The organism is Paenibacillus taihuensis (assembly GCF_003386535.1).
Classification (GTDB): Bacteria; Bacillota; Bacilli; order Paenibacillales; family Paenibacillaceae; genus Paenibacillus_Z; species Paenibacillus_Z taihuensis.
This window is the reverse complement of sequence record NZ_QTTN01000024.1, coordinates 49,131-73,679: the sequence shown is the minus strand read 5'-3', so window position 1 is coordinate 73,679 and position 24,549 is coordinate 49,131. Positions and strand designations below refer to the sequence as shown.

The following is a 24,549-nucleotide window of genomic DNA, read 5'->3' as shown; positions in this document are numbered from 1 at the left end:
TTAATATACTGCACCGTTTTCGCAGGCGTCAATGCTATTTTGAACCCCGCTGTCAGGCGCGACTAGAGCGCCGATTTCCTTTGTCCGGCGGTTCCGGTTGACCGTTGTCGCCAAGCGCAACACTGCTTGTCATCGGCGGCGCAACTGGCAGATAAAGCGTGAACGTGCTGCCCTCGCCCTTCTGGCTCACAAGCGACAACGTCCCTCCGAGCAGGCGCGCAAGCTGCAGGCTGATCGATAACCCAAGCCCCGTCCCTCCATAGTTCCGGTTGATCGAACCGTCTTCCTGCTGGAACGCCTCGAAGATCAGCTTCTGCTTCTCATGCTCGATCCCAATGCCCGTATCGATAATGGAGAACGAAACTCGCTGCGGCGAGGTGATCCTTACAGCCGAACGTCCCCACGCTGCTGGATTCCAGCTGCGCAGTCTGCGTTTCTTCAGCGCGGCAGGCTCGAGCGGCATGCCGCCCTCCTGTTTCACGACGAGCTTCACGGACCCTTGCTCGGTGAACTTGAATGCATTCACAAGCAGATTTCGCAGGATCTGATTGACCCGCAGCGCATCGCTCTGCATCACTTCCGGCACATTCGGCGCGATTTCCGTCTCGAAGGCGAGATTCTTCCGATTCGCTAGCGGCATGAACTGCTCTTGCAGCGTCTGGACGAGCTCGCGCGTCGATAGCGGCTCGAAATAGACATCCATTTTGCCGGCTTCCACTTTCGACAGATCCAGAATGTCATTGATCAGCTGCAGCAAGTCGTTCCCTGCTCCATTAATGAGCTCCGCGTACCGCACATCCTCCGCACTGACACGCTCGCCATCGCTCTCTTGCAGAAGCTGCGAGAGCAGAATAATACTGTTGAGCGGCGTCTTCAATTCATGCGACATATTCGCAAGAAACTCAGACTTGTATTTATTCGCGACCATCAGCTCCCGCGCTTTCTCTTCAACATCCCGCTTCGCCTCGCGCAATTCGCGCGTCTGTCTGCGAAGGAGCATATTCATCGTTCGCAGCTCATCCACGCGCTGCTGTTCCTTCTGAAAATCCCGGATGACATAGATCAGCAGCATGCTCATTACAATTCGGAGCGGGAACGAATAATAGCCAAATTCCCGCCAATACGTGCCCACAGGCATTAATTCAAGCGTTTCCAGTGTCAGCGTCGTATCCAGGGCATACAATATATTTACAACAAGCACGGCAACAATGCTTTTATACTCGAACCGCCACGGCTTCCACCGCAGATAAGAACATAGCCAAGCACTGACAAGGCCCACAATGGTCATATTCAAGAAGGCAGCTATCGCCGCTTCATCGATACCGAGAAATAACCGCCCTACTCCGATGCCGAACCCGATCAGTGCTATCGTCAGCGGCTCTTGCAGCACCAGCACCGCGATAATAAGCGGCACAAACCTCAGGTCAAGCAAATATAGGCCATCGGTCCTAATGCCGAAAGCCATCGCCGTCCACCCGCCCAGAATAAACATTGCTGTCGTCAGCATATATTTTGCCCGGTTGGATGCATATTGAAAGAGGTACCGATACCCCAAGTCGAACAAATACGCTAGCGCAATAAGCAAACAAATATTGGTTAATAGCGCTTTAGCATTAGCCAATTCCCACGCCCTCCTGCCCATCTTCTGCAGGTCATTACCCGATTTTTGGGATCATGACACAGCATGAGGATTATTCCGCACATTTGAGCAAATAATACCACTTAAGTCGCACGCGAAACATCTCGAATGTTGTATGAATTTGTTAGAAAAGGTTAAGTAAAACAAACAGAAGACTCATTTTCATTTTATAAGGGACTAAAAGATTTTCATTACAATAAGGACATCAAACAAACGGAGGCGCTACAGCGATGACCAAAGTCATTACCTTCAAGAATCGCACTGTTCCAGTCCACTACCCATCCGAGCAGCTTTCCTATATAGAGCTTCTGCACAATAAATTGCTGGAAATGGAATTTAACTTTGATTTTCGCAAGAAATGGAAACGAATTAAATCTGTCGAAATGGTTCGCGACGTAGCTATTTTGCAGTACAGCGACGGTACCAAGCTTTATCTCGAAGTCTGCTAATGAACGGAACGCTCCGCAAACTTAAAGGGCAGTTTGTACTTAGCGGCCAGTTCGGTCATCTCCGAATTCCGCATAGGTGCAAACTGCCCTTTGCCGTTCTCTCGTTCTTAGACTAAAGTGCCGCCTGCATCAGCGGCGCACAGAGCGCTTCTTCCTGCATTGGCTTGCCGAGCAAGTACCCTTGAAAGAAGTCGCAGCCCCAGCTGCGAAGCAGCTCGAGCTGCTCCTTCGTCTCGACACCTTCAGCAACCACTTCAAACCCAAGCTCATGCACAAGTGAAATCATCGCCTTCACAATCGCCGCTTCCGCATGCTGCTCCGTAATATGGCAGATGAACGAGCGATCAAGCTTGAGCGTATGCAGCGGCAGCTCTCGCAGGTAGGTAAGCGAAGCATAGCCGATGCCGAAGTCATCCAGTGCAACGCGCACGCCCATGGCCCGAAGCGCATTCAATACAGAAGTCGTGCGCTTGCTCGAATCAATCATAATGCTCTCGGTAATCTCGAATTCCAACCACTCTGCCGACGTCTCCGTCAACGCCAGCACGCATTGCAGCGTCTCGACGAATCCCGGTGCGGTTATCTGAAGGGGCGATAAATTCACGGAGATGATAATGTCGTCCAGCCCTTTGCCCCGTACCCGGCGAATCATCCGGCACACCTCGCTCAGCACCCATTCGCCGATCTCCACGATCTGGCCGCTTTGCTCCGCAAGCGAAATAAACTCACCTGGCGGTATATTGCCGAGCTGCGAGTGCTGCCACCGTAGAAGCGCTTCCAAGCCTCTCAGACGACCTGCAGCGTCGTAGATAGGCTGATAGTGCAGCGACAGCTGCTCGCCCGGGACGATGCTTCTGAGCGCTCTACGCAGATCCTCCATCCGATTGATATGCGCAACATCGTCTTCGGTGTAGACCGCAACCTGATTGCCTCCAGCTGCCTTCGCTTGGCGAAGCGCCGTGTCTGCGTGACGCACGATCAGCTCCGCTGTATCGCCGTCTGCAGGGAAACTGCTCACCCCAATGCTGCAGAACGGATATAGCTGCTGCCCTCTGACCTGCAGCAAGCCTTCCACCGAGTTCTTCAGCTCTTCTATGAGCGTCTCCGCTTCCTTCGCCGCCGTATCCAGCCGCAGCATCCGGAACAGGAGGAAGGTGTTGCCGCTCAAACGATAGACGGAGCAGGACCAGTGGCTTAGCTCGTAAAGCCGATTCGCCATCTGCCGGAGCGCCTCATCACCGAACGCCGTGCCTCTCGTCTCGTTAATCAAATAGAATCGGTCCATATCGACAAGCGCAGCGAGTACACCTCTGCCGCACTTCTTGGCTAATGATATCGCTCTTGCGAGCATGGCATATGCCGCCTTACGGCCAGGCAGTCCAGTCAAAGCATCATATAACTGCGCAGTTGGCGCATTAACTCGGCGCGGCATCGTTTCCCCTTGAAAGATGGGATCCATTAGTTCCATATGTATTTCCTGTCACCCTTTCGACCCATAAGAGCCACTGTCGGTTATAGGTAAATTCTCACACAAATCGGTGCGAAAGGAAATAGCCATTTACAGTTTATACGTTAAAATTCTCCTAAAGTGTATAATCTTCCGACAAAAAAAGCTCCCCAGTGCATAATTATGCACCAGAGAGCTTCATAGGTTAATTAATGTGCTGGCTCAGCATCTGAGACGTATTTGTACCCCACACCCCACACGGTGCGGATAAAATGCGGCTCCTTCGGATTACGCTCGACTTTGCGGCGTAAATTGACGATATGAACATCGATGGCCCGGTCTGTCACGAATGAATCGAACCCGCGTATCGCGTTGATCAGATCCTCACGACTGAACACTTTGCCTGGATGTGTAAGAAACAGCTTCATAAGCTCAAACTCAGAGAAAGTCGTCTCGACTTGCGTCCCCCGTACAAGCAGCAATCTCCGCTCTGTGTCTAGCCGGATCGCTGTCTCCGATTGCTCCAGCTCGTCCTCTTCCGCACCTGCTGCAACTGTCTGCATCAGACGCGCTCTGCGAATGAGTGCTTCGACCCGTGCACTTAGCTCATGCATGCTGAAAGGCTTGCATAAGTAGTCGTCTGCACCTGCGCGCAGCGCTTGCACACGTTCGGAAACCTCCGACTTCATGGACACAATCATTATGGGAACGGAAGATGTTTGCCGAATTTTCTGACACAGCTCCGTACCGTCCCAATCCGGGAGCATCAGGTCAAGCAATACGACATCCGGCAAAAACTGCTCGAGCAGCTTCAACCCTTGCTCACCAGTAGCAGCCTGCTTAATGACGTAGCCTTCCTCAGACATGTACATCGATAGCATATCGCTCATCATTACATCATCTTCGATAACCAATATCTTGTACATGCATTCTTCACCTCGTGAAGGGATTGGTGATTCGTACAAAAACCTTCTACCTATTACTATACAATAGGAAGATCAACCCAACAATAGATTGTTAGAAAAATGTTAGGTTTTCGTGTCGAATTCTGTCATCTCCGTCACCAGTCTCATAATAATTTGCCGAAGCATCTCATTCACTATTGCTGCAGACTCATATACGAGTCCCGCCTCCAATTCATGCTCCGGTGCTTTGAGCTGCTGCTCGAGCTGCTGCGCGAGCTGCGCCAGTTCCGCAGCCGACAGATTGCTCGCAACCCCTTTGAGCGTATGCGCCATGCGCCGCGCCAGCGAATAGTCTCGCCCTTCGAGCGCTTCGGCAAGCCGCTCCTCGAACGTGCTGTAATCCTTCACGAACAGCTTCAGCATATGGGTTAAAATATCCCTTTTGCCGTTCACCCGCTGCAGCGCTTCTTCGAGATTGAGACCTTCAACGCCTCGCGCCAGCCATTCGTCATCGAGCGCTTGTGCCGGCACATAAGCCGTGGTCACGGATTCGCGCTCCTTCGGCTTCGATTTCGCCTGGTCGACACGGAGCTCTCCGCCGAAGCGGATCCACTTGGTAATGACCTGCATCAACGCATCCGGCGGAATCGGCTTCGTGAGGACATCGTTCATGCCAAGCTGCATGTATCGGTCATGATCCTCTTGAATAATATTCGCCGTCAGCGCCACGATCGGCAGCCGATCATACTTGGAATCCAGCCGTATAATCCGCGCAGCTTCGTCCCCATCCATCTCCGGCATATGAATATCCATAAGAATGAGATCATAACGCTTCGTTGTCAGGCGCTTGAGCACCTCGGTACCTGTCTCCACCACATCGACCTTAAAGCCCCACTCGCGCAGCTGTTCCACGGCGACAAGCTGGTTGATGTGATTGTCTTCGGCCAGCAGAATCGTGCCCTTCGTCTGCTTCGGCAGCTCCGCTAGCGCCGCAGCCGCTTGGGCATCAGCTACAGCCGCCGGCTGCTCCTCCCTTGGGAACAGCGTCAGCAGCATCTGATTCAAGCTGACGCGCGTAGCCGGCTTCACCAGGATGGCATCCGGACGATGCTCGAGCGGCAGCTTCAGCAGCTCCTCGCGTCCATAGGCCGTCGTCAGCGCGATCGTCTTCACGCCCGCTTCCTTGGCCGCCTCCTGCATGTCGTTCCATGTTTCTTCTCCGTACATATCCGGCATTTCAAAATCGAGCAGTACCGCGAATGGTCGAACTCCGATGCCCGAGCGCAAGAGGCGTTCATGCGCAGTCTTCCAAGAGCTCAGAGGTATTGGCGTAAGCCCGCTGTCTTCAAGCGCGATGCACATCCGCTGGCTCATCGGCGCATAATCCTCAACGACCCAGACGGAATGTTCCCCGCTCTGATCACTCCGATCAATTCGGAAACGTTCCGGCTGCGCCACTTCCCCCACGGCCAGGTCAAGCATCACCGTGAAGACGCTGCCTTTGCCGTACTCGCTCTGCACCTGTATCGTGCCGCCCATGAGTTCCACAAGCCGTTTCACAATGACAAGCCCAAGACCGGTACCGCCATACTTGCGGTTCGTCGCCGCGTCTGCCTGCATGAACGGCTTGAACAGCTTGGCAAGCTGCTCTTCCTTCATGCCGATGCCGGTATCTTCGACGATGAAGGCTACCTTCGCATTGCCGCCCGGCTTGCTGCTTTGCAGCAGCTGAAGCTGCAGCCGCACATGGCCGCGCTCCGTAAACTTAATGGCGTTGATGCATAGATTAAGCAAAATCTGCTCCATCCGGAGCCAATCGCCGATGAGCAGCGACGGCAAGTTATTCGGCGTTTCCATGATGAACTGGAACCGCTCCTTGCCGCCGACGAACACGCTCAGCAGCTCGGTTAGCTTATGAATCATGCTGTATGGATCGAACGGAACCTCGTCCAGCTCGATTTTGCCTGCTTCGACTTTAGCAAAGTCTAGAATATCGTTTATGATGAGCAGCAGCGCCTCAGACGAGTCCCTCATCTTGTGCAGGTACTCGAGCTGCAGCGATGTTAGTTCCGTCTTCTGCAAGAGCCCTGTAAGCCCGATAATGCCGGCTAGCGGCGTACGTATCTCGTGGCTGATCTGCGCGAGGAAATGGCTCTTCGCGAGGTTCGCGCTCTCCGCTTCTCGCCTTGCTTGCTCCAGCTCCAGCTGGACCCGCTTCGTCTCCGAAATATCACGCGCGATACAAGAGTAGAACATCTCGCCGGTCTGATCATCATGATGTACGACGAGAATCTTCGACACCGGAATGAATGCGCCTTGAATGGTGCGCAGAAGCACTTCCTTCTCTTGGAAGCCGATCACCCGCGCTTCATCGATGCCGTCCAGCAGCTCGCCGATCGTACGCATTGGCATCGGATCAGAGTCGCTGTGGGAATCATGAATGCCGAGCAGTGCTCGACCTGCCGCATTGATGTACAGCAGCTGACCCTGCGCGTCGAATGTCGCGATCAAGTCCTTCGCAGCGCCCATAACCTTCAGCTGCTGGCTGCGTGCCTTCTCGGCCTGCTTCTGCCCTGTAATATCACGCGCGATGCCGGCTACGCCAATAAAGCGCCCTTCGCGGTCGCTCATCCCGTTCGAGCTGTGCGCGACAGGGAAGCTTGTCCCGTCCTTGCGAACGTAGTTCCATTCCCGCTCATACGAGAAAGCTTCGCTGCGCAGCATCTCGAATACGGTAATATCCGCCGGAATGTGGCGGTTGTACTTCTTGCTGAGCCGCTTCGATTCCCTGCGGATATCCTCCGGAGAAATGAACAAAAGCCCCGTCGCCTTGTTAATGACTTCTTCGGACCTGTAGCCGAGCATCTTCTCCGCGGCCTTGCTGAAGTATGTGACCCGGTATTGATCATCCAGCACGATAAAAGCGAACTGGTTCTGGTTAATGATCGCATCCATGCGGCCGAACAAGCCGCTCAAATGCACTTTCATTTCGTTCACGGAATGGGCAAGCTGCGAAATTTCGTCGCCGCTGTCATCATGCACATTGTTGACGTCGAACCGGCCGGCAGCAGCTGCCTCCGTGACATGAAGAATGCGCTTGATGCGGCGAATAATATGATCAGAGAAGAGGAAGAAGAGAATCGTCAGCAACACTTCTGCGACCGCGATCGTACCGATCGAGCGCCATTTGATCGCTTTGAGCGGCGCTCCAATATCATCGAGCGGTACCTTCAAGGCGATATGCCAGGACGTCCCCTTGACCGCAGCATAGAACAGAATCGAGGTGCCTGCCGAGCTATGCAGCGTTGCGTAACCGTAATCATTTACAAGCATGTCCGAAGCTGCGGATTGAAAAGGAAGCGCTGCCGAATGAATCGAGTTGGAAGGCAGCTGCTCTGTTGCTTCAATAATCCGCGCGTTGTCGTTATACATGAACAGCGAATCGTTCTTTCCGACATGGATATTCAAATGCTCCTCGTACATGCGGTTCGCAAGCAGAGAAGCATCCACAACACCGATCACCTCATTGCCCGCGCCGAATACCGGCACCTGGACAACGATAATCTCCATCTTATCCTGACGGCCTTCCATCGGATCCGTAACGACAACATTGCCTCGAATCGCTCTCGTAAAGGAAGGCTCGTCCAATATATTAATATAACTATTGTTAGTAAGACGCATGCGCCCGGTCACGTCCGCAAACCCTAGTGAAAGATAAGGTGAACTAGGCCGGTGCGTCTCTGTATTAAAATAAAGCTCACGCTGGCTCTCCGTACCGAAACGAACCTGGTCCGTACGGCTCATCACTTCCACCTCGGCACGCCGGGTGTCGATCCAAGATGCCAAATCTTTTGCCGTGTTCTGAACCTTCGCATTCGCCTTCTCGACGAGCGTATCCATTATCGTTTGCTTGGCAAGCGTATAGTTGCCGTAGCCGACGATCGAAAGCGCGCCTGACGTTACGAAAATAATTAACACGAGCACTTTCGTCCGAAGTGAGAAACTGCCCAAGTGTGATGCCCTCCTGAAGGAAACAATAGTTGTTACCCTATTATACCTCGGGCGAAAATGGCTTCATAGAGTTGTTATTTGTGCTATTGAGGAAGGAATGGACTTACGAGTTGACTTGAACCTTCTGCACATTCTGCATCCGGTATATGTAATAATGCTTCGAACAGAAGCCCTTACTTACTGTAAGTCTGTCGCAATTCACCCATTTGCAAGCGGTCGGTTCAGCAGATTGGCGGACTTTCGTCACCACTGGATCTCCGTGCCTGCGCCAACGCTGATGATGCATGGAGCACATTTGCTTTGCTTTTACCGGTTTATCGCATTCATTGATTGTACAGTTAGCCATTCAAAATACTCTCCTTCGTTGTCAAAGCATAGATGCATGTCTATGTATTATTATGAATGAAATCGCGCGGTTTGGAAAGTTCTCGAGCGGGTACTTTTCATTGGTAATTGTAACATTTCAGTGGCAAGCCAGCCGTGCCCGCGCCCGGATAAATATGTCAGAATCATCTCCTCTTAGAAGCGAAAATGATGTCCGAATTTATAAATAATCGCGACAACTCATAAATAATCATTGAAAATTCAGACTTCCTTTCTTATACTGTTATAAAACTAGCCGCTTATCGATTGTGAGGGAAGCCCGATGTCACTGTTTGCCGCTGTGTTCCATACACTCAAAACGCCGCTCGCTGTCATAACAGGACAGGGTGCGAGTATGCAGTTTGATCGTGTAAATAAAGCATTTTCTGATCTGGTTGGATGCTCGGAGGTTGAGCTTCAGGGACTTCCGCCAAGCAGGTTGTTCTCCCCCTGGAACGAACAGCTGCTGCTTGCTGCCGACAAGTCGGAAATCTTTACGCTAAGGCAGTCATCTTTACCGAGAGATCCTCAGCACTTGCTGCTAACGATCGACGAAGTGGTCGACACTGCTGAGCCTGCTTACTTGCTGACAGCCGAGGACATCTCTGCCAGAACGTGGATCGAATCGATGAGCAAAACCGAACGTGTACTGCAATCCGGTATTTTGAACGAGCAGCTCGTGATCGAGCGTTATTATCGCAGCAGTGCATCTCCGATTCTCGATCCTAACCTGCGCATTGAAGCAGAGTCTCTCCAGAAGTTTTTTGACGACAGCGACCGCGAAAGGTTAGTGTCCGCGCTTAAGCAAGCAACCCTCCACCAAAGAATGGACCAAATTGTCGTTCGAACCAAGCCACTTGCCAACAATTTGCAGCTGGAGCTGCACATTACGTTCCGCCCGTTCTTTAACGGTGACAAGTCTTTGCTTCACTATGGCTTCATTATTACGAATATTCATTCCCTCTCCGAACCTGCCGATCCGTCTGTGACACTAAAGGTGCTTATGACCCGCAACTATATATCCGCCCAGCAGCTGTCGCATGCGACAGGCATCTCGCTGCAAACCATCTCCAAGCTGCGCAACGGTAAAATCGGCAAGCCGCAGCGGCAGACCGCGCTGCTCATCGCGTCCCAGCTGAACGTGCTGCCACAGGATATATGGCCATAACGGCAGAAAAGAAAACCTCTCCTTGAAGAACGGCCCACGCAGGTGCGCTGACCATTCCTCAAGGAGAGGTTTTTTTGTTGTGGAGGGGCTGGGGGTCGGAAGAGTGTGAGTCGGGCGGAGAGAGAAACGGCTGAGAGGTGGCGATTGGGTCTCTCGGCGAGCCGGAGCGGTGGTTTCGACGCGTTTGTCGTGCTGAGAGATCCGATTCAGCACTCTCAGCGAGGTCTTCGCCCGGATTGGACGCTGAGCGTGCTTATTCGGGTCTCTCGGCGAGCCGGAGCGGTGCTTTCGGCGCGTTTGCCGTGCTGAGAGATCCGATTCGGCACTCTCAGCGAAGTTTTCGCCCGGTTTGGACGCTGAGCGTGCTTATTTGGGTCTCTCGGCGAGCCGGAGCGGTGGTTTCGACGCGTTTGCCGTGCTGAGAGATCCGATTCAGCACTCTCAGCGAAGTTTTCGCCCGGTTTGGACGCTGAGCGTGCTTATTTGGGTCTCTCGGCGTCCCAGTACACCAGTCGCGCTCCATCTAAAATCCGAGAGACGGATTTTCCGTCTCTCACACATAAACAAGCCCCCATCCAAGCACGAGAGTCGAATAATCCTACTCTCGCTGCAAGAAATGTCCCAAATCGCCTCACATCCCCAGCTGAGAGTCGGAACAGCCGTCTCTCAGCGCCGAATTCTCCCTATCCCGCGCCTGAGAGGCGGAAAACCGACTCTCACAAAAAAAGGCCATCCCGCAAGCCACACATCCAACATGTGACTTACGGGACAGCCTTTAACAACTGCTTCTACTAACTACCTCTACTGCGCCGCCTTATGCGCGAGCCGCAGCGTTCTGTCGCTCGCCGCGATTTCGTCGAAGAACTCGGCGTCGATGGACGCGAGCTTCTCCCACGCCTTCACGCACGCCGGATCAAAGTGAGTGCCGCTGCCGGAGAGGATCACTCCCATCGCTTCCTCATGCGACATCGCGAGGCGATAGGATCGCGACGAGGTCAACGCATCGTACACGTCGGCGACTGCGCTGATCCGCGCTAGCAGCGGAATCCCTTCACCGGCGAGACGGTCGGGATAGCCGGTTCCGTCCCACTTCTCATGATGCGAACGGATGATGGACAGCTCATCCTTCAGGAAACCGAGCTGACGGCATATCTCGTAGCCGGATACCGGATGGCGCTCGATGACGAGCCGTTCCTCCGGAGTAAGCTTGCCTTTCTTATTCAGGATCGCATCCGGCACGCGCAGCTTGCCGACATCGTGCACGACGCCGCCATGTGCAATCGCCTGCAGCTGATGCTTCGACAGCCCCATCACTTCGCCAAGCCGCAGCGCGTACAGCGCAACGCGCTTGTTGTGACCAGCCGTGTACGAGTCACGCGCTTCCGTCGCCATAATGAGCGCCTGGACGCTCGGCGTAATCCACGCCTCCAGCCATGCCCGCGGATCGGATTGGAACAGAATGCGCAGCGACGTGCTGAACGCGCCTTTGGAGAAATATTGGCGCACGAGGCCGAAGAGCATCGTGAGCAAGGAGCCTAGCAGCAGGAAGTGGTACAGCCACCAACTCAGCTTCCATGCTGCGCCCATAAGAATAATATACTGTGACGCAACGATAAGTCCCGTACTGTACACGATTGCTTGCTGAAGCGGAATATTCGCATGGCGATTCGCGTGCCAATAGCGGTACATGGTCCATAAACAAGCAGCACTTGTGACAGCGGCCGCGATCCATTTGTACGGATTGATATTAAGAGGCATATGATCCATGGCATCTGGAAACTCTAGCGTAATCATACATAATCCGCCGAGCAGTACCAGCCAGGCGGGAAGGAGCCAGGCGCGCCACTTCGACATGTGCCGGACGCTCCAATGATCAGAGCCTGCGGCAGACAGCGCAAGCCAAAACGAAGTCAACAGCACACTCAGCTGCGCGAAGATCTTCGGCATATACTCCTCATGCATCAGAAACCCTGGCGTCGTAAGACCATGCAGGAAGAAAACGCCTGACAGTGACAAATATGCAATCGACATAAAGCCTACTTTAATGTTACGAAGCCGGTGACCCGTAATCCCGACGCCTATAGCAACCAGCATCGCAAGTGCGGCTACGATCGTTACAATGTGAAAATGTCCTTCCGGGACAACGATGGATACATCCTTCGCTCCTAATGAACGGACCCATTCAAACGCGCCAATCGGCAAAAGAATCGATAAAATGGGTCCTATGACAGATTTCCCTTTAAGCTGCATGTTCCTAGCTCCTCTGCTACATATACTCGAACTAACGGGCAACTTGAATGGTCGTAAACATGCCTCCAATTGGCAGCGTAAAGTTGTTGGACGTATGATGTGGAATATGGCAATGAAACGGCCAATGCCCCGGATTCCACGCATCGAACTGCACATCGCGCGTCTCGCCCGGCGCAATGAACACGGTGTTTCTGAGGAGCTGCCGGGTCGGCGGAACTTCGTTGCCGTCATAAGCCGTCTCCAGCATCTGCACGCCATGCAAATGCATCGGATGGCCCTGCATCCCCAGGACCGCCAGCCGGATTCGCACGCGATCGCCTAAGCGAACCTGCACCGGCGACGTATTCGGAAAGCAGCGGCCGTTCATCGTAAAGAAGTTAAACCCATCTGACAACGGGTCAATGGTATAAGTACCCGGGCGCAGTTCGCCTTTGGGCAGGCCGCTCAAATGAAACTCCTGCAGCATATAGGCGATATCCCTCTGGTTATGCCGCTGCCCTTGCCCCTGCCCCTGCTTGCCCAAAATAATGAATAACCCGCCAAGCCCCAGCATCTCTTGGCGAATCGTATGATAATGGCTGTGATACATATGTGTTCCGGGCGGATTGATGATCTGGAACGTATAATCCATTCCGTAGCCCGGCTCAATGAGCGGCGAAGGCTCAATATACGGCACGCCGTCCATCGTATTCGGCACATCGAGCCCATGCCAATGGACGCTCGTCGCCTCCGGAAGCCGATTAACAACTCGAATGCGTACCCAATCGCCTGTTTCTACAACAATGGTAGGACCGGGAATAGAACCGTTATAACCATAGCCCTGCATATAAATTTCCGGCAGCACTTCCTGAAGCACAGGCTCGGCGACTAACTCGAAGCACTTGATCCCGTTCTCTAGCCGATAAGGTGCAAGCGGCAAGTCCGGCGATTCCACCATGCGCATCTCCCCCCGTGTATAAACAACGAAGTTTATGCAGTCTGGTAGCGAATCATAACCATCCACTAGAAAAAAAGGCTACTATCACCAATTATATCGGATAATCGCCCTCTTGAATGTAGTTTTTTATACAAAAATAGGTTCCATCTGCTAGGTTAGCAAACGGAACCTTACTATTAGCGGGCACCGACGTCCAAATCGCCGGAGCCTGTATGAATATGCACGGGAACAGCTCCACTGCCGAACACAAGATTGTCGCGGTCATCTGCATCAGTCGATTTCTGAGCCCCGTCCCAATCGTTGTCCAGATCACCGCTGCCAGTACTGTACGTAATGTGTGCATTTTGCGGCTGCTCGCGCGTCATAATAGATACGTCGCCGCTGCCAGTTTCCAGATCAACGGTCTGGTTCAGCGCATCCAAAGCCAAGTCGATATCGCCGCTTCTCGCCTCGCCTTTAATAACGGCGTCTACATCATTCAACTCGATATTGCCGCTGCCGGTCTTCGCCGTAAGCTGCTTCGACTTCAGTCCGTCAACGGTAACGTCGCCGGATTGCGCCTTCAGCTCTGCTGATTCATTCGCTGTAATATCGGTCGCGTCCAAGTTGCCGCTACCGATAACTACACTCAGAGTCGAACCTGTAAGCTGCTCCAAATCAACATCGCCGGAGCCGGTATCGAGCTCGATGCGGTCCGCCTGAACCTGCCTTACATCAGTATCACCGCTTCCGGTATCAAGCACCAGCTTGCGGTACATTTGCTGCGGCAGCTCGAGCGTCAAGTTGACGCTGCGGAAGTTCAGTCCGAACGTGAAGCCCACCTTGTCTTCCAGCGAGACGTTCAATTGATTGCCTTCGCGTTCAAGCGAAACCGACAGCTTGTCGAGATATTTGCGGCTGACGCGGCCAGACAACGTCGCTTTAACCTGCTGATCGCTGCTCGGCACAATCGTCACGTCCATGCTGCCGCTTTTGACCATAATATCGGATATACCGTCAACAGCCATCGTCTTCTGCTGGTTGATTTTTTCCGTACCGAACGTAAAATCGCCATGGAACGAGCTGAATGTGCCGATTAGCCCTGCAACGAGCAGGACGAGTGCAACAACAATCCAGTTTCTCATTTTTTGTTCACCCTTATCACTCTGGAATTAAATTTCAAGTAAGCAAGCGTCATCTTCATGAACGCTTTGGTCAGCCAGTGCGTACCTGCACCGAGGAGCATACCAGCACCGAGCAGCACCATTGCGATAAAGATCCCTTGCGTCATCGTTACGCCGCCGCCGAACATCCCTTCATAAACCGCCATGAGAGACGACACGCCAACGCCGATTGCTGCTGACCACAGAGCCACAAGAACACCAAGAAGCGCAACATAGGGACCGAGCACGAAGATCAAATTGAAGAACCCAAGGCTCACCGCCGCCAGCACAGCGCGTGAAACAAGTGTGATGCTTCCGCCGCTTCTCGAATTCTCTGCTTGATCGACGCGATAAGTGAGCAGCAGTTCTTTGGCAATCAGACGCGGATCTCCTAGCTCATGCGCCGCTTCCGCCTCCGACCGGCCATGCTCGGCTGCCATCCGAAAATGCTCTTCATAATCGTACATCCACTCGCGCCGGAGCCGCTCCGGAACAGGCGAGAGAAGCTCCCACAGCTGCTGCAAATATTGATTCCTGATCATCGCTCTACACCTTCCTTAATAATTTCGTCCACGGCAATGGAGAATGACCTCCACTCGCGAATCAGCTCCATCAGATGCGTGTGCCCTTGCGGCGTAAGCTTGTAATACTTGCGCGGAGGCCCTTCCGAAGATTCCCTCAAATAGGTGGAGAAATAACCCTCCTGCGTCAAGCGGCTTAACAGCGGATACACACTGCCGACGGCAACCTCGAACTTCGCGGACATACTGACAGCCAGCTCGTAGCCGTATCTGTCTTCCCAAGCGGTCAGCGCGAGCACGCATAAATCCAGCACGCCTTTCTTAAATTGAACGTTCATACCAAGTACCACCTCTATACCGTATCGTTAGGTATTCAACATTGTAGAATAGCTGGTCAAAAAAATTTCCGCCCTGCAGCTATAGTATATCGCCAGCTATTCAATAATGCAATATAGTGTTTTAAAAAATAGGCATCCGCTTTAGTACGCTTCCCCAATATGGTAAACTGATCGCATAAAACTAGATGATGGGAGACCTGAAGTAATGAGCTATGAAGTGATGCAAACGACCGATACATACGAGCTGTACACGCTGATTGACACGGAGACGAACTCCTCTGTTACCGTATGTCCGGAGCGCGGCGGCATTGCGATCAGCTGCGTGCTTGGCGGCGTGGAGCTGTTCTACCTGGACAAAGATACGCTGCTCGACCCGGTTGCAAACATTCGCGGAGGCAACCCGGTTCTTTTTCCGATCTGCGGTCAGCTGGTCGAGGGCCGGTACGAATGGGAAGGCGAGTCCTACACGATGCGCAATCATGGTGTTGCACGCAATCGTCCGTGGGAGGTTGTTTCGACAAACGAGGACGGGGAAGCGTCGATTACGCTGCGTTTTCGGAGCGACGCGAGCACGAAGCTGGAGTTCCCGTGGGATTTTGAACTGCTGTTCACCTATGCGCTCGTAGGCGGCGAGCTTCAAATTCGTCAGGCGTACAGCAACTTCTCAGACTCGGAGATGCCGTACTATGCGGGCTTCCATCCGTACTTCCGCAGCGCGTCGAAGGATCTCCTGTATGGGACGGACGCTTTGAAGTTCCTTGATTACAACGACAATATCGTTAAAGAGGTTCAAGGCGAAATCGCGCTGTCCGGCTTGAAGGAATCGGTTGCTCTGCTGGATGCATCGGAGCCGCATATTTCGTTCCCGGGTCCTGATGGCAGCGGCAAAGTGGCGATGCGCTACAGCGATGCGTTCAAATATGTGGTGCTGTGGCAAGTGAACGGTTCCCCGTTCGTTTGCGTGGAGCCATGGATGGCGCTGACCGGCGCGCTGAACCGGAGAGACGAGCTCCCGATGCTCGCAGCAGGCGCGAAGCAGCAGCTGGAGCTGTCGATCGCGTTCGAGAAGTAATAGCAGCGTAACGAATAGATCATAAACGATTGCATGGGAAAGAGGGGATGGGTGCGATGGTGGAGCAAACAGCGGTAACGGGGTTACGGCGGAAGCTTGGCAATTCGGATTTGGAGCTGTCCCCGCTCGGGTTAGGCTGCTGGCAGTTCAGCAAAGGAAGCGGCATGGTCGGCAAGTTCTGGCCGGTGCTCGCCGATGAGGACATCCTCGGCATCGTCCGCACGAGCCTCGAGGGCGGCATCAACTGGTTCGATACCGCCGAGGTGTACGGCGGCGGCAAGTCCGAGGAAGCGCTGGCGGGTGCGCTGAATGCGCTTGGCGATGCGGCACGCGGTGCGCATGTCGCGACGAAGTGGTGGCCGATTATGCGGACATCCGGCAATATACCGCGCACCATCGATGAGCGGCTGCGCCGACTGAAGGGCTGGCCCATCGACCTGCACCAGGTGCATCAGCCCTACTCGTTCTCTTCGGCAACGGCCGAGATGAACGAGATGGCGAAGCTGGCGCAGCAGGGCAAGATCCGCCACGTCGGCGTAAGCAATTTCTCTGCGGCGCGCATGCGCGAAGCGGACAAGGCGCTGCGCGCGCATGGGCTTCGGCTCGCGTCCAACCAGGTGAAGTACAACCTGCTGGACCGCCGCATTGAGCATAATGGCGTGCTCGAAACCGCCAAGGAGCTCGGCGTTGCCATTATCGCGTACTCGCCGCTGGAACAAGGCGTGCTGACGGGCAAGTTCCACAGCAATCCCGAGCTCGTGCGCGGGATTGCCGCCGGCCGCAAGCTGAGCGGCAGCTTCAAGCCTGCCGCTCTGGCGCGGACGCGGCCTTTGATCGACCGTCTTGCCGAGCTTGCCGGCAAGTACGACGCTTCCCCGAGCCAGGTCGCGCTGAACTGGCTCATTCATGCGAATGGCGATACGGTGTTCGCCATTCCGGGCGCTTCCAAGCCGAAGCATGCACAGGAAAATGTGCATGCGATGGCGTTCAAGCTCGGCAGCGACGAGCTGCTGGAGCTCGCGGAGCTGGCGAGCCGCTGCGCGCGGTAGCTCAAGCGAGGTAACTGCCGGCGCTGGGGCTTGGCACAATCGCGAGACCGCCGGCTTTCGCACGGCTTACTCCTCTCTCTACAGCACGATGCCGCGGCGACACTACTCCGCCCCGTCCGGCTAAAGTGGATTTCTCCATTATAGAAAGCCCAAATGATCCGATCCGGCTGGCCATGTTGGAGAAATCCACTCATTTCCCCGCAAAATGGACCATTTCCCCGATTTCAGCCGTGAATGAGTGGATTTCTCCATTATCCGGCAGACGATAACCTGCCGCTCGAACTTGCCTTTACGGACAACGCAGCGGTCCGTAACAACCAGGCGCGCCGCAGCGATGTCATCGTCGATCGGCTCCGTGGTGACGATGACGACACGAGCCGCCAAGCGGCGTGCGCTCTGCAGCATTGCCAGCCGTTCTTCGGACGGCAGCTTGGAGCACAGGTTGTACGGCAAGTCGATGATTGCCGCATCGTAGGGCGGAATGTCATCGCCATCAGCTGTTTCGAGCTGCAGCTGCGTCATATCCGCTCGGTGCGCGACGTCCGGCATGCCGAAGTGAGCGAGATTCACTCGCGCTCCCTTAAGCGCCAGCGGATTCAAGTCGTAGCCGACAATATCGATGCCCATCGAGAGCGCCTCGATTATGACCGTGCCAATGCCGCAGCACGGATCAATGACACGGAGGTCAGCTGTTATATGCGGCGCCGCGATGTTCACGACCGCCCTCGCAACCCGCGTACTAAGCGCCGTGGAATACGGCTGCGGCTTCTCATTATGCTTCAGCCAGAGTGCCTCGCTCTTGGCGAATTCCCCGAATAGGTAACGTCCGCCTGCGATGGCGACGCCAAACAGCCGGTCCGGCTGGCGCATCTCCGCCTTGCCGATCATTCGCCAGCCGATCTCCTTCTCGATTGCCCGCTGCTGGTCGAAGTCGACCGGCACGTCGCCGCCGACGAATATAACTTTGAACGTTCGCCCCTCGAGCGCGACAGCCTCTCCAACCTGTGCCGCGATTCCAGCTGCATCATCCGCTGTTAGCTGAACGGTGAGTTTTCCTCGGACGAATGGACTCCGACTCGGATCGACATTTTTATCTGAAATCACATAACCACGATGCGGTTCGACACCAAATAGCGACCGCATCTCCAAATCGCACAAATCTTGCTCATCCTCGTGGCAGGAAACCGGATAATAGAACCCTTTTCCACTTGGAATATTTTGCACATCTTCACACATGATACTGCTCCCTAATTCTGCTATTCATTGTTGGTGTTAGCACGGTAGGTCCGGAACACGATGGACTGATTGTAATTGCCGAACGCTTCGCCGTAGATGGTGAGCCCGCCGACATGCTCGGCATCTTCGGGAACGGCGAGGCGAAGCAGCCAGTCGTTGCGCGTCATCACGATGTCCGAGAGCCTCACGTCCGACAGGCGCTGACCGTCGAGGTAGGTGCCGTCTTTTGTGATGCGAATGATCTTGAGCCAACCGTACTGGTTCAGCTTAACGCTCCACCACGGAGGATTCAGCTTGCCCCGACCTTCGCCGGAATCGCCGGGACTTGTCCATGCCCCGAGCAGCGTGTTGTTGAGGTAGAAATGAATGTCGGACGGCCAGTCGGCCTGCACACCCGGCGCTTCCGAGCCAATCTCGAACGAAATTTCGATCTCCTCCAGCGCCTGCCCGAGCAGCACGTAGTTGGGGAGCCGATACTCCACATACCCTTTGCCGAACCAGAGAATTTGCGCATGCATCCGCTCCGGATCGTGGAAGTAGCGAGGATCGTCAAACTGGCCAATCATATGCTCGCTTGTAGCGAGGCCGCAGGTCGGATGGATATCGAAGCTCGTGTAGTGACCGACCGGCACCGACACCTCGTGAAACTCACGCTTCTGCTCGACTGTCTGCGGAATCGTAATCTCGACTTGGCCTTCGGCAATCGAGCAGATTTTGTGCGTGCCGCCGCCGCGGCGGACGAGCTTCGTCTCAATGAGCCCGCCCTTCTCCAGCTTCTTCGCATGCATTGTTACGATCGCACTGCTGAGGCCGAGCGCCGCCGCTATTTCTTTTATATTCATGGGCTGCACCGCAAGCAGCTCGAGGATGTGCAATCTCACATCGCTGGCAAGCGCTTCGTAGAGGGGAAGCCATTTTCGGTCTAAGTTTGCGCGAATCATTCGTCGTTCACTCCATATCAGTCGAGGGCTATTAGAGCCGATTGTCTGCGAATGCCAGTATATAGGTCCAATCCGTAACGGTCAAATCATGACCGCCTGCTCGCACATGGTAGCCGCAGTGCTGTGCCGTAATAGGAGAGTCAATCTGTGGAAAAGGTTCCGCCGCGAGTCCGTCAGAGCCGAACAGCCTGTACGCAGGCTCAGCCAGCTGCAAAGATAAATATTCCGACTGCGGATCCGCCCAAATGTCTTCGGCAGCGCTCGCAACGTAGAGCAGCCTTGGCGCGATAAGCGCGAGCAGCATGTGCTGGTCGACCGGCAGCTCGTCTTCGTTATGGTTATACTGCTTGTAGTTGCCGCAGAACCAGTGCGGGAACACCGTATTGATATGATGGACGTCCTCGCCCTCCTTGCCGCGCGTGATCGCTGCACCTGTGCACCCAGACTCGTTGCTGACTACCATGGCGAAACGCTCGTCGAGCGCACCGGCCCAGAGCGCTGTTTTGCCGCCTCTGGAGTGACCGATCACGGCAACCCGGTTCGGATCGACATCCGGGTCCGTCTGCAGGTAGTCCATCGCGCGGCTCGCCCCCCACGCCCATGCTGCGATTGTCCCCCAAGCGTTTCCCGGACGCGGCTGGTCCGGCCCAGATAGTGCATCGAAGAGGCCATGCACGCCATCGCGAAACTCGTCATGAATATCCGGATCTACATCAGACGCTTGGAAGACAGCCGTTCCGTAGCCGCGAGCAAGAATTTGGGCAACCGGCCAAAATTGACTATTCGGCCAATCATCTTCCGATCCGACCGCCAGTCTGCCATGGTCGATGAGCAGGAAGACGGGGTGCTGCTGGATGGCAGTGGTGGTGGCGGGTGCTGGGAGGTAAAGGGTCAGGCGGATATTGCCCTGTTCAGGGTGCTCCGCGGCAGATTGAATACGAATTTGCTTGCGAATGGCGGTGCCGCTGAAGCATGCTTCTTGATGCTCCAGATGCATGGTCATGCCCGGCGGACGCCCGATCGGCTGCCTGCCGTACACATGCTCCTCGAAGAGCTGGATGAGCTCCGGTCTTCGTCTGCTGCTCCATTCTTCTGCTGAAGTAATATTTTCGCCTACCTGATTCACGAGTAATTCCGGTAATGCTGCCAATCGATTCGACATCCAAGCGTCCTCCCTCGAGATTCAAAATCGTTCTAAAAGAAATGCTTGCGCGAAACCGTCATGGTGCGTTTTAATAAGGCTATACGTTGTTTTTTATTAACTAATTAATATATTTATTAAACCAAGAGGTGAACCATTGTGTCAATGCAAGCAAAGCTGATAGTGGATAAAGATTTTACGATTGGTGAGGTCGACAAACGGATTTACGGTTCTTTTATCGAGCATTTGGGGCGCGCCGTTTATGGCGGCATCTACGAGCCGGGTCATCCGAGCGCAGATGAGCAGGGGTTCCGTACCGATGTGCTGGAGCTGATACGCGGCATTGACGTACCGATCGTGCGTTATCCCGGGGGCAATTTCGTATCCGGATACAATTGGGAGGATGGTGTCGGACCGGTCGAGCTGCGCCCGAGACGTCTGGAGCTGGCGTGGCGGACGATAGAACCGAACCTGTTTGGTTTTGGCGAGTTTGTAGACTGGTGCCGCAAAGCGGGAACGGAGCCGATGATGGCTGTCAACCTCGGCACGCGCGGTCCGGAAGAAGCACGGCAGCTGCTGGAGTATTCGAACCATCCGTCCGGCACGTATTGGAGCGACCTTCGCGTGCAGCATGGCTATAAAGCCCCGCATGCGATTAAGACGTGGTGCCTTGGCAACGAAATGGACGGCCCTTGGCAAATCGGCGCGAAGACGGCCGAAGAATACGGACGGATCGCAGCCGAAACGGCAAAGGTGATGAAATGGGTCGATCCAAGTATCGAGCTGGTCGCCTGCGGAAGCTCCGGTCTTGGCATGCCCACTTTCCCGGAATGGGAGCGTACGGTGCTGGACCTGAGCTATAACGAGGTGGATTATATTTCGCTGCATCAGTATTATGGCAACCGCGACAAGGATACGGCGAATTTCCTGGCGCAATCGATGGGAATGGACGCTTTCATCGGTTCCGTGATCGCGACCTGCGATTATATTCAAGCGAAGAAGCGCAGCAAGAAGAAGGTCCACCTCTCCTTCGACGAGTGGAACGTTTGGTACCACTCCAATGAAGCCGACTCCCGCATCGAGCCGTGGTCGATCGCTCCGCCGCAGCTGGAAGATGTGTACAATCACGAGGACGCGCTGCTTGTCGGCAGCATGCTCATCAGCATTCTGAAGCGTGCGGACCGGGTCAAAATGGCGTGCATGGCGCAGCTCGTCAACGTTATCGCTCCGATCATGACGGAAACAGGCGGCGGCGCGTGGAAGCAGACGATCTATTATCCGTACATGCATACGAGTATTTTTGGCCGCGGCACGGTGCTTGTACCGCTGGTGGAGTCGCCGAAGTATGATGCAAAAGACTACACCGACGTTCCGTACTTGGACGCGATCGCGGTGCACAATGCCGAGGCCGGCGAGGTGACCGTGTTCGCCGTCAACCGCCACCTGAGCGAGTCGCTGCCGCTTTCGGTCGACCTGCGCAGCTTCGGCAGCTTCCGCCTGATCGAGCATATCGTGCTCGAGTCGGACGATTTGAAGGCGGCCAACACGAAGGCCGCCCCGAACCGTGTCGCGCCGCACACGCACGGCAACGCTGTGGTCGACGGCGGCGGGCTGAGCGCCTCGCTCGGCAAGGCGTCGTGGAACGTGATCCGCGTGAAGCTGGGATAGTGCGTTGTGATTGGTTAGTAGTTAGTAGTTAGTTGTTATCGCCCCGCCTTTGGTGGGGCGATTTTTGTGCTGAGAGTCGGATATTTCGACTCTCAGTTTGTTTTTCGCCCCTTGGCGGAGCCGAGAGTCGGGTTTTCCGACTCTCAGGGGCTGGGTGCCGCCGATCGGGAGGCGATTTATGGGCTGAGAGAACATATAGGTGCTCTCAGCAGCCAATCCAGCATATTTCGAACACCGAGAGAACACATACGTTCTCTCGGCAGCGCATAGCTGGTTACTTGGTGCCACTTCGGCGGTGAGAGATCACATATGCGCTCTCAGCAGCCACTCCAGCATTTTCGAACACCGAGAGCTCGCATACGTTCCCTCAACATCGTCACTCCTACACTGAGAGAGGCTTTTCCCGCTATCCACCTCGGTTTGGCGCGAAATGGTCTTTGAGAGAGGCTTTTGCCTCTCTCAAAGACCATTTCGCGTCATATTCGCCCTTTTCGGGCAGCGAGAGAGGCAAAAGCCGCTATTCAACGGGCTTTGGGCGGCCTTTTTTCGCGTGCGAGAGAGGCTCTTCCCGCTCTCGCTAACCCGACAACCTTTCCCTACCGCGCCGCCTCAACCACACCAACGCAACAACAAAAAAGCGAAGCAAGGCACATCCCCTGCTCCGCTTTCCAAACTTACAACTGATAGCCCACTGCCTTCTGCCAGCCGCTGTATACGCTGGCGCGCCAAGCTTCGTCCCGCTCCGGGACGAAGGTGCGGTCGTGCTCCCACAAGGCGCGGAGCTCATCCGTGCCGCTCCAGAAGCCGACGCCGAGCCCGGCGAGGAACGCTGCGCCGAGCGCCGTCGTCTCCAGCATGACCGGGCGGATGACGGAGACGCCGAGCAGGTCGGCCTGGAACTGCATGAGCAGACTGTTCGCGACAGCGCCGCCGTCGACGCGCAACTCCTTCAGCCGCAGGCCGGACTCCGCCTCCATCGTGCCGAGCACATCCGCGGTCTGGTACGCGATGGATTCGAGCGCCGCGCGCACAAGATGCGCGGATGTGGCGCCGCGCGTCAAGCCCGTTATCATGCCGCGCGCCTCGGCATTCCAGTATGGCGTGCCAAGTCCCGTGAATGCCGGGACGATGTACACGCCAAGCGTGTCCGCGACCGAAGCGGCTATCGACTCGCTCTCGGACGCATGCGTAATCAAACCCAGTCCATCACGCAGCCATTGGACGACAGAGCCCGCCGTGAAGACGCTGCCCTCCAGCGCATAGGTTGTCCGGCCATCCATCTGCCATGCGATCGTCGTAAGCAGCCCCTTCTCAGAAGCAATCGGCGCCTCGCCGGTATTCGTCAGCAGGAAACAGCCTGTACCGTACGTATTCTTCGCCATACCCGACTCATAGCAGCCTTGTCCGAACAATGCCGCCTGCTGATCGCCTGCAACACCGGCAATCGGGATGCCGCGCGAACCGCCTTCCCCTGCCTGCCCTTCCGAATCCGCTGCTCCGCCATCGCCATCCAACAGCCGCGTATATCCAAAAATCCCGCTCGAGGGCTTCACCTCCGGCAGCATCGCAGCCGGAATGCCCAGCTTCGCCAGGATCTCCTCATCCCACGCCAAGGTGTGAATATTGAACAGCATCGTCCGCGAAGCGTTCGACACATCCGTCGCATGGACAGCGCCTTCCGTCAGCTTCCAGATGAGCCAGCTGTCGATCGTACCGGCAATCGCACGTCCCGCTTCCGCCTTCTCGCGCAGCCCCGGCACCTCATCGAGCAGCCACTTCAGCTTCGTGCCCGAGAAGTACGGATCAAGCACAAGCCCCGTCCGCGCGCGCACCTCCGCCTCCCAGCCATCCGCCTTCAGCGACTCGCACATCGCGCTCGTCCGGCGGCATTGCCAGACAATTGCCTGGTGCAGCGGCTCCCCTGTCTCCGGGTCCCAAACGACCAGCGTTTCACGCTGATTCGTAATGCCGATCGCGCTAATTTGCGCCGCAGACACACCACTGGCTGCCTCGCGCATCACCTTTAGCTGCGTGCGCCAAATTTCGTCCGCATCCTGCTCCACCCAGCCGGCCTGCGGAAACCCAGAAACAAATTCCTGCTGAGCAGAAGCCGCTGCACGCCCCTGCCGATCGAACAAAATCGCCCGGCACGACGTCGTCCCCTCATCAAGTGCCAAAACAAATTCGCCCTGTTCCTTTTCATGTCCCTGTTCCTGCTCCTGCTCCTGTCCCTGCTCTTGCTCCTTCTCCGACTCGATCCCCATCGCCAACT

Annotated in this window: 19 protein-coding genes; 5 read left to right on the top strand and 14 right to left on the bottom strand. The window is 55.1% G+C overall.

The window, feature by feature from the left end:
- Positions 1-52 precede the first annotated feature (52 nt).
- A complete protein-coding gene (locus tag A8990_RS19220; protein WP_181909671.1) occupies positions 53-1,621 on the bottom strand; it encodes a sensor histidine kinase in 1,569 nt (522 codons plus the stop codon).
- Positions 1,622-1,869: 248 nt separating this feature from the next.
- Between A8990_RS19220 and A8990_RS19215 the strand changes: the two genes are divergently transcribed.
- On the top strand, positions 1,870-2,088 hold the full coding sequence (locus A8990_RS19215; protein WP_116190668.1) for a hypothetical protein: 219 nt from the start codon (positions 1,870-1,872) through the stop codon (positions 2,086-2,088).
- Positions 2,089-2,200: 112 nt separating this feature from the next.
- Here the strand turns inward: A8990_RS19215 and A8990_RS19210 are convergent, their stop codons facing one another.
- The 4 genes from A8990_RS19210 to A8990_RS19195 all read right to left on the bottom strand — a co-directional run bounded on the left by A8990_RS19210 (position 2,201) and on the right by A8990_RS19195 (position 8,797).
- On the bottom strand, positions 2,201-3,556 hold the full coding sequence (locus A8990_RS19210; protein ID WP_116190667.1) for a putative bifunctional diguanylate cyclase/phosphodiesterase: 1,356 nt from the start codon (positions 3,554-3,556) through the stop codon (positions 2,201-2,203).
- A gap of 188 nt (positions 3,557-3,744) precedes the next feature.
- Positions 3,745-4,461, bottom strand: a complete 717-nt coding sequence (locus tag A8990_RS19205) for a response regulator transcription factor (protein WP_116190666.1) — start codon at positions 4,459-4,461, stop codon at positions 3,745-3,747.
- Positions 4,462-4,563: 102 nt separating this feature from the next.
- A complete protein-coding gene (locus tag A8990_RS19200; RefSeq protein WP_116190665.1) occupies positions 4,564-8,451 on the bottom strand; it encodes a response regulator in 3,888 nt (1,295 codons plus the stop codon).
- Between the two features lie 103 nt (positions 8,452-8,554).
- The gene (locus A8990_RS19195) at positions 8,555-8,797 is read right to left on the bottom strand and encodes a hypothetical protein (protein WP_116190664.1); all 243 of its coding nucleotides are present in this window, start codon (positions 8,795-8,797) and stop codon (positions 8,555-8,557) included.
- A gap of 300 nt (positions 8,798-9,097) precedes the next feature.
- Between A8990_RS19195 and A8990_RS19190 the strand changes: the two genes are divergently transcribed.
- Complete coding sequence (locus A8990_RS19190) at positions 9,098-9,982, top strand: helix-turn-helix domain-containing protein (protein ID WP_116190663.1); 885 nt, start codon at positions 9,098-9,100, stop codon at positions 9,980-9,982.
- Positions 9,983-10,783: 801 nt separating this feature from the next.
- Here A8990_RS19190 and A8990_RS19185 read toward each other — a convergent pair.
- The 5 genes from A8990_RS19185 to A8990_RS19165 all read right to left on the bottom strand — a co-directional run bounded on the left by A8990_RS19185 (position 10,784) and on the right by A8990_RS19165 (position 15,170).
- Entirely contained in the window at positions 10,784-12,232 is a 1,449-nt protein-coding gene (locus A8990_RS19185; protein ID WP_116190662.1) for an HD-GYP domain-containing protein, read from the bottom strand.
- Between the two features lie 31 nt (positions 12,233-12,263).
- Complete coding sequence (locus A8990_RS19180) at positions 12,264-13,169, bottom strand: multicopper oxidase family protein (RefSeq protein WP_116190661.1); 906 nt, start codon at positions 13,167-13,169, stop codon at positions 12,264-12,266.
- A 176-nt stretch (positions 13,170-13,345) separates the two neighbouring features.
- Positions 13,346-14,293: a DUF4097 family beta strand repeat-containing protein gene (locus A8990_RS19175; protein ID WP_116190660.1), complete on the bottom strand. Its 948-nt coding sequence runs from the start codon at positions 14,291-14,293 to the stop codon at positions 13,346-13,348.
- Positions 14,290-14,853, bottom strand: a complete 564-nt coding sequence (locus A8990_RS19170) for an HAAS signaling domain-containing protein (protein ID WP_116190659.1) — start codon at positions 14,851-14,853, stop codon at positions 14,290-14,292. Before A8990_RS19170 ends, A8990_RS19175 begins: the two co-directional genes overlap by 4 nt.
- Positions 14,850-15,170, bottom strand: a complete 321-nt coding sequence (locus A8990_RS19165; protein ID WP_116190658.1) for a PadR family transcriptional regulator — start codon at positions 15,168-15,170, stop codon at positions 14,850-14,852. The genes A8990_RS19170 and A8990_RS19165 overlap by 4 nt, the downstream gene beginning before the upstream one ends.
- Positions 15,171-15,375: 205 nt before the next feature.
- Here A8990_RS19165 and A8990_RS19160 point away from each other — a divergent pair, with 205 nt between their 5' ends.
- Both A8990_RS19160 and A8990_RS19155 read left to right on the top strand, forming a co-directional pair.
- A complete protein-coding gene (locus A8990_RS19160; RefSeq protein WP_116190657.1) occupies positions 15,376-16,242 on the top strand; it encodes an aldose epimerase family protein in 867 nt (288 codons plus the stop codon).
- Between the two features lie 56 nt (positions 16,243-16,298).
- Positions 16,299-17,291, top strand: a complete 993-nt coding sequence (locus A8990_RS19155) for an aldo/keto reductase (protein WP_245996103.1) — start codon at positions 16,299-16,301, stop codon at positions 17,289-17,291.
- Positions 17,292-17,429: 138 nt separating this feature from the next.
- Here the strand turns inward: A8990_RS19155 and A8990_RS19150 are convergent, their stop codons facing one another.
- The 3 genes from A8990_RS19150 to A8990_RS19140 are packed head-to-tail and all read right to left on the bottom strand — an operon-like array spanning position 17,430 to position 20,630.
- On the bottom strand, positions 17,430-18,527 hold the full coding sequence (locus A8990_RS19150; protein WP_116190655.1) for a TRM11 family SAM-dependent methyltransferase: 1,098 nt from the start codon (positions 18,525-18,527) through the stop codon (positions 17,430-17,432).
- A 20-nt stretch (positions 18,528-18,547) separates the two neighbouring features.
- The gene (locus tag A8990_RS19145; protein ID WP_116190654.1) at positions 18,548-19,468 is read right to left on the bottom strand and encodes an ArsR/SmtB family transcription factor; all 921 of its coding nucleotides are present in this window, start codon (positions 19,466-19,468) and stop codon (positions 18,548-18,550) included.
- A 31-nt stretch (positions 19,469-19,499) separates the two neighbouring features.
- Positions 19,500-20,630: an alpha/beta hydrolase family protein gene (locus tag A8990_RS19140; RefSeq protein WP_116190653.1), complete on the bottom strand. Its 1,131-nt coding sequence runs from the start codon at positions 20,628-20,630 to the stop codon at positions 19,500-19,502.
- Between the two features lie 144 nt (positions 20,631-20,774).
- Here A8990_RS19140 and arfA point away from each other — a divergent pair, with 144 nt between their 5' ends.
- Complete coding sequence (arfA, locus tag A8990_RS19135; RefSeq protein WP_116190652.1) at positions 20,775-22,277, top strand: arabinosylfuranosidase ArfA; 1,503 nt, start codon at positions 20,775-20,777, stop codon at positions 22,275-22,277.
- A 674-nt stretch (positions 22,278-22,951) separates the two neighbouring features.
- Here the strand turns inward: arfA and glpK are convergent.
- A complete protein-coding gene (glpK, locus tag A8990_RS19130; RefSeq protein WP_116190651.1) occupies positions 22,952-24,541 on the bottom strand; it encodes a glycerol kinase GlpK in 1,590 nt (529 codons plus the stop codon).
- Between the last annotated feature and the right edge of the window lie 8 nt (positions 24,542-24,549).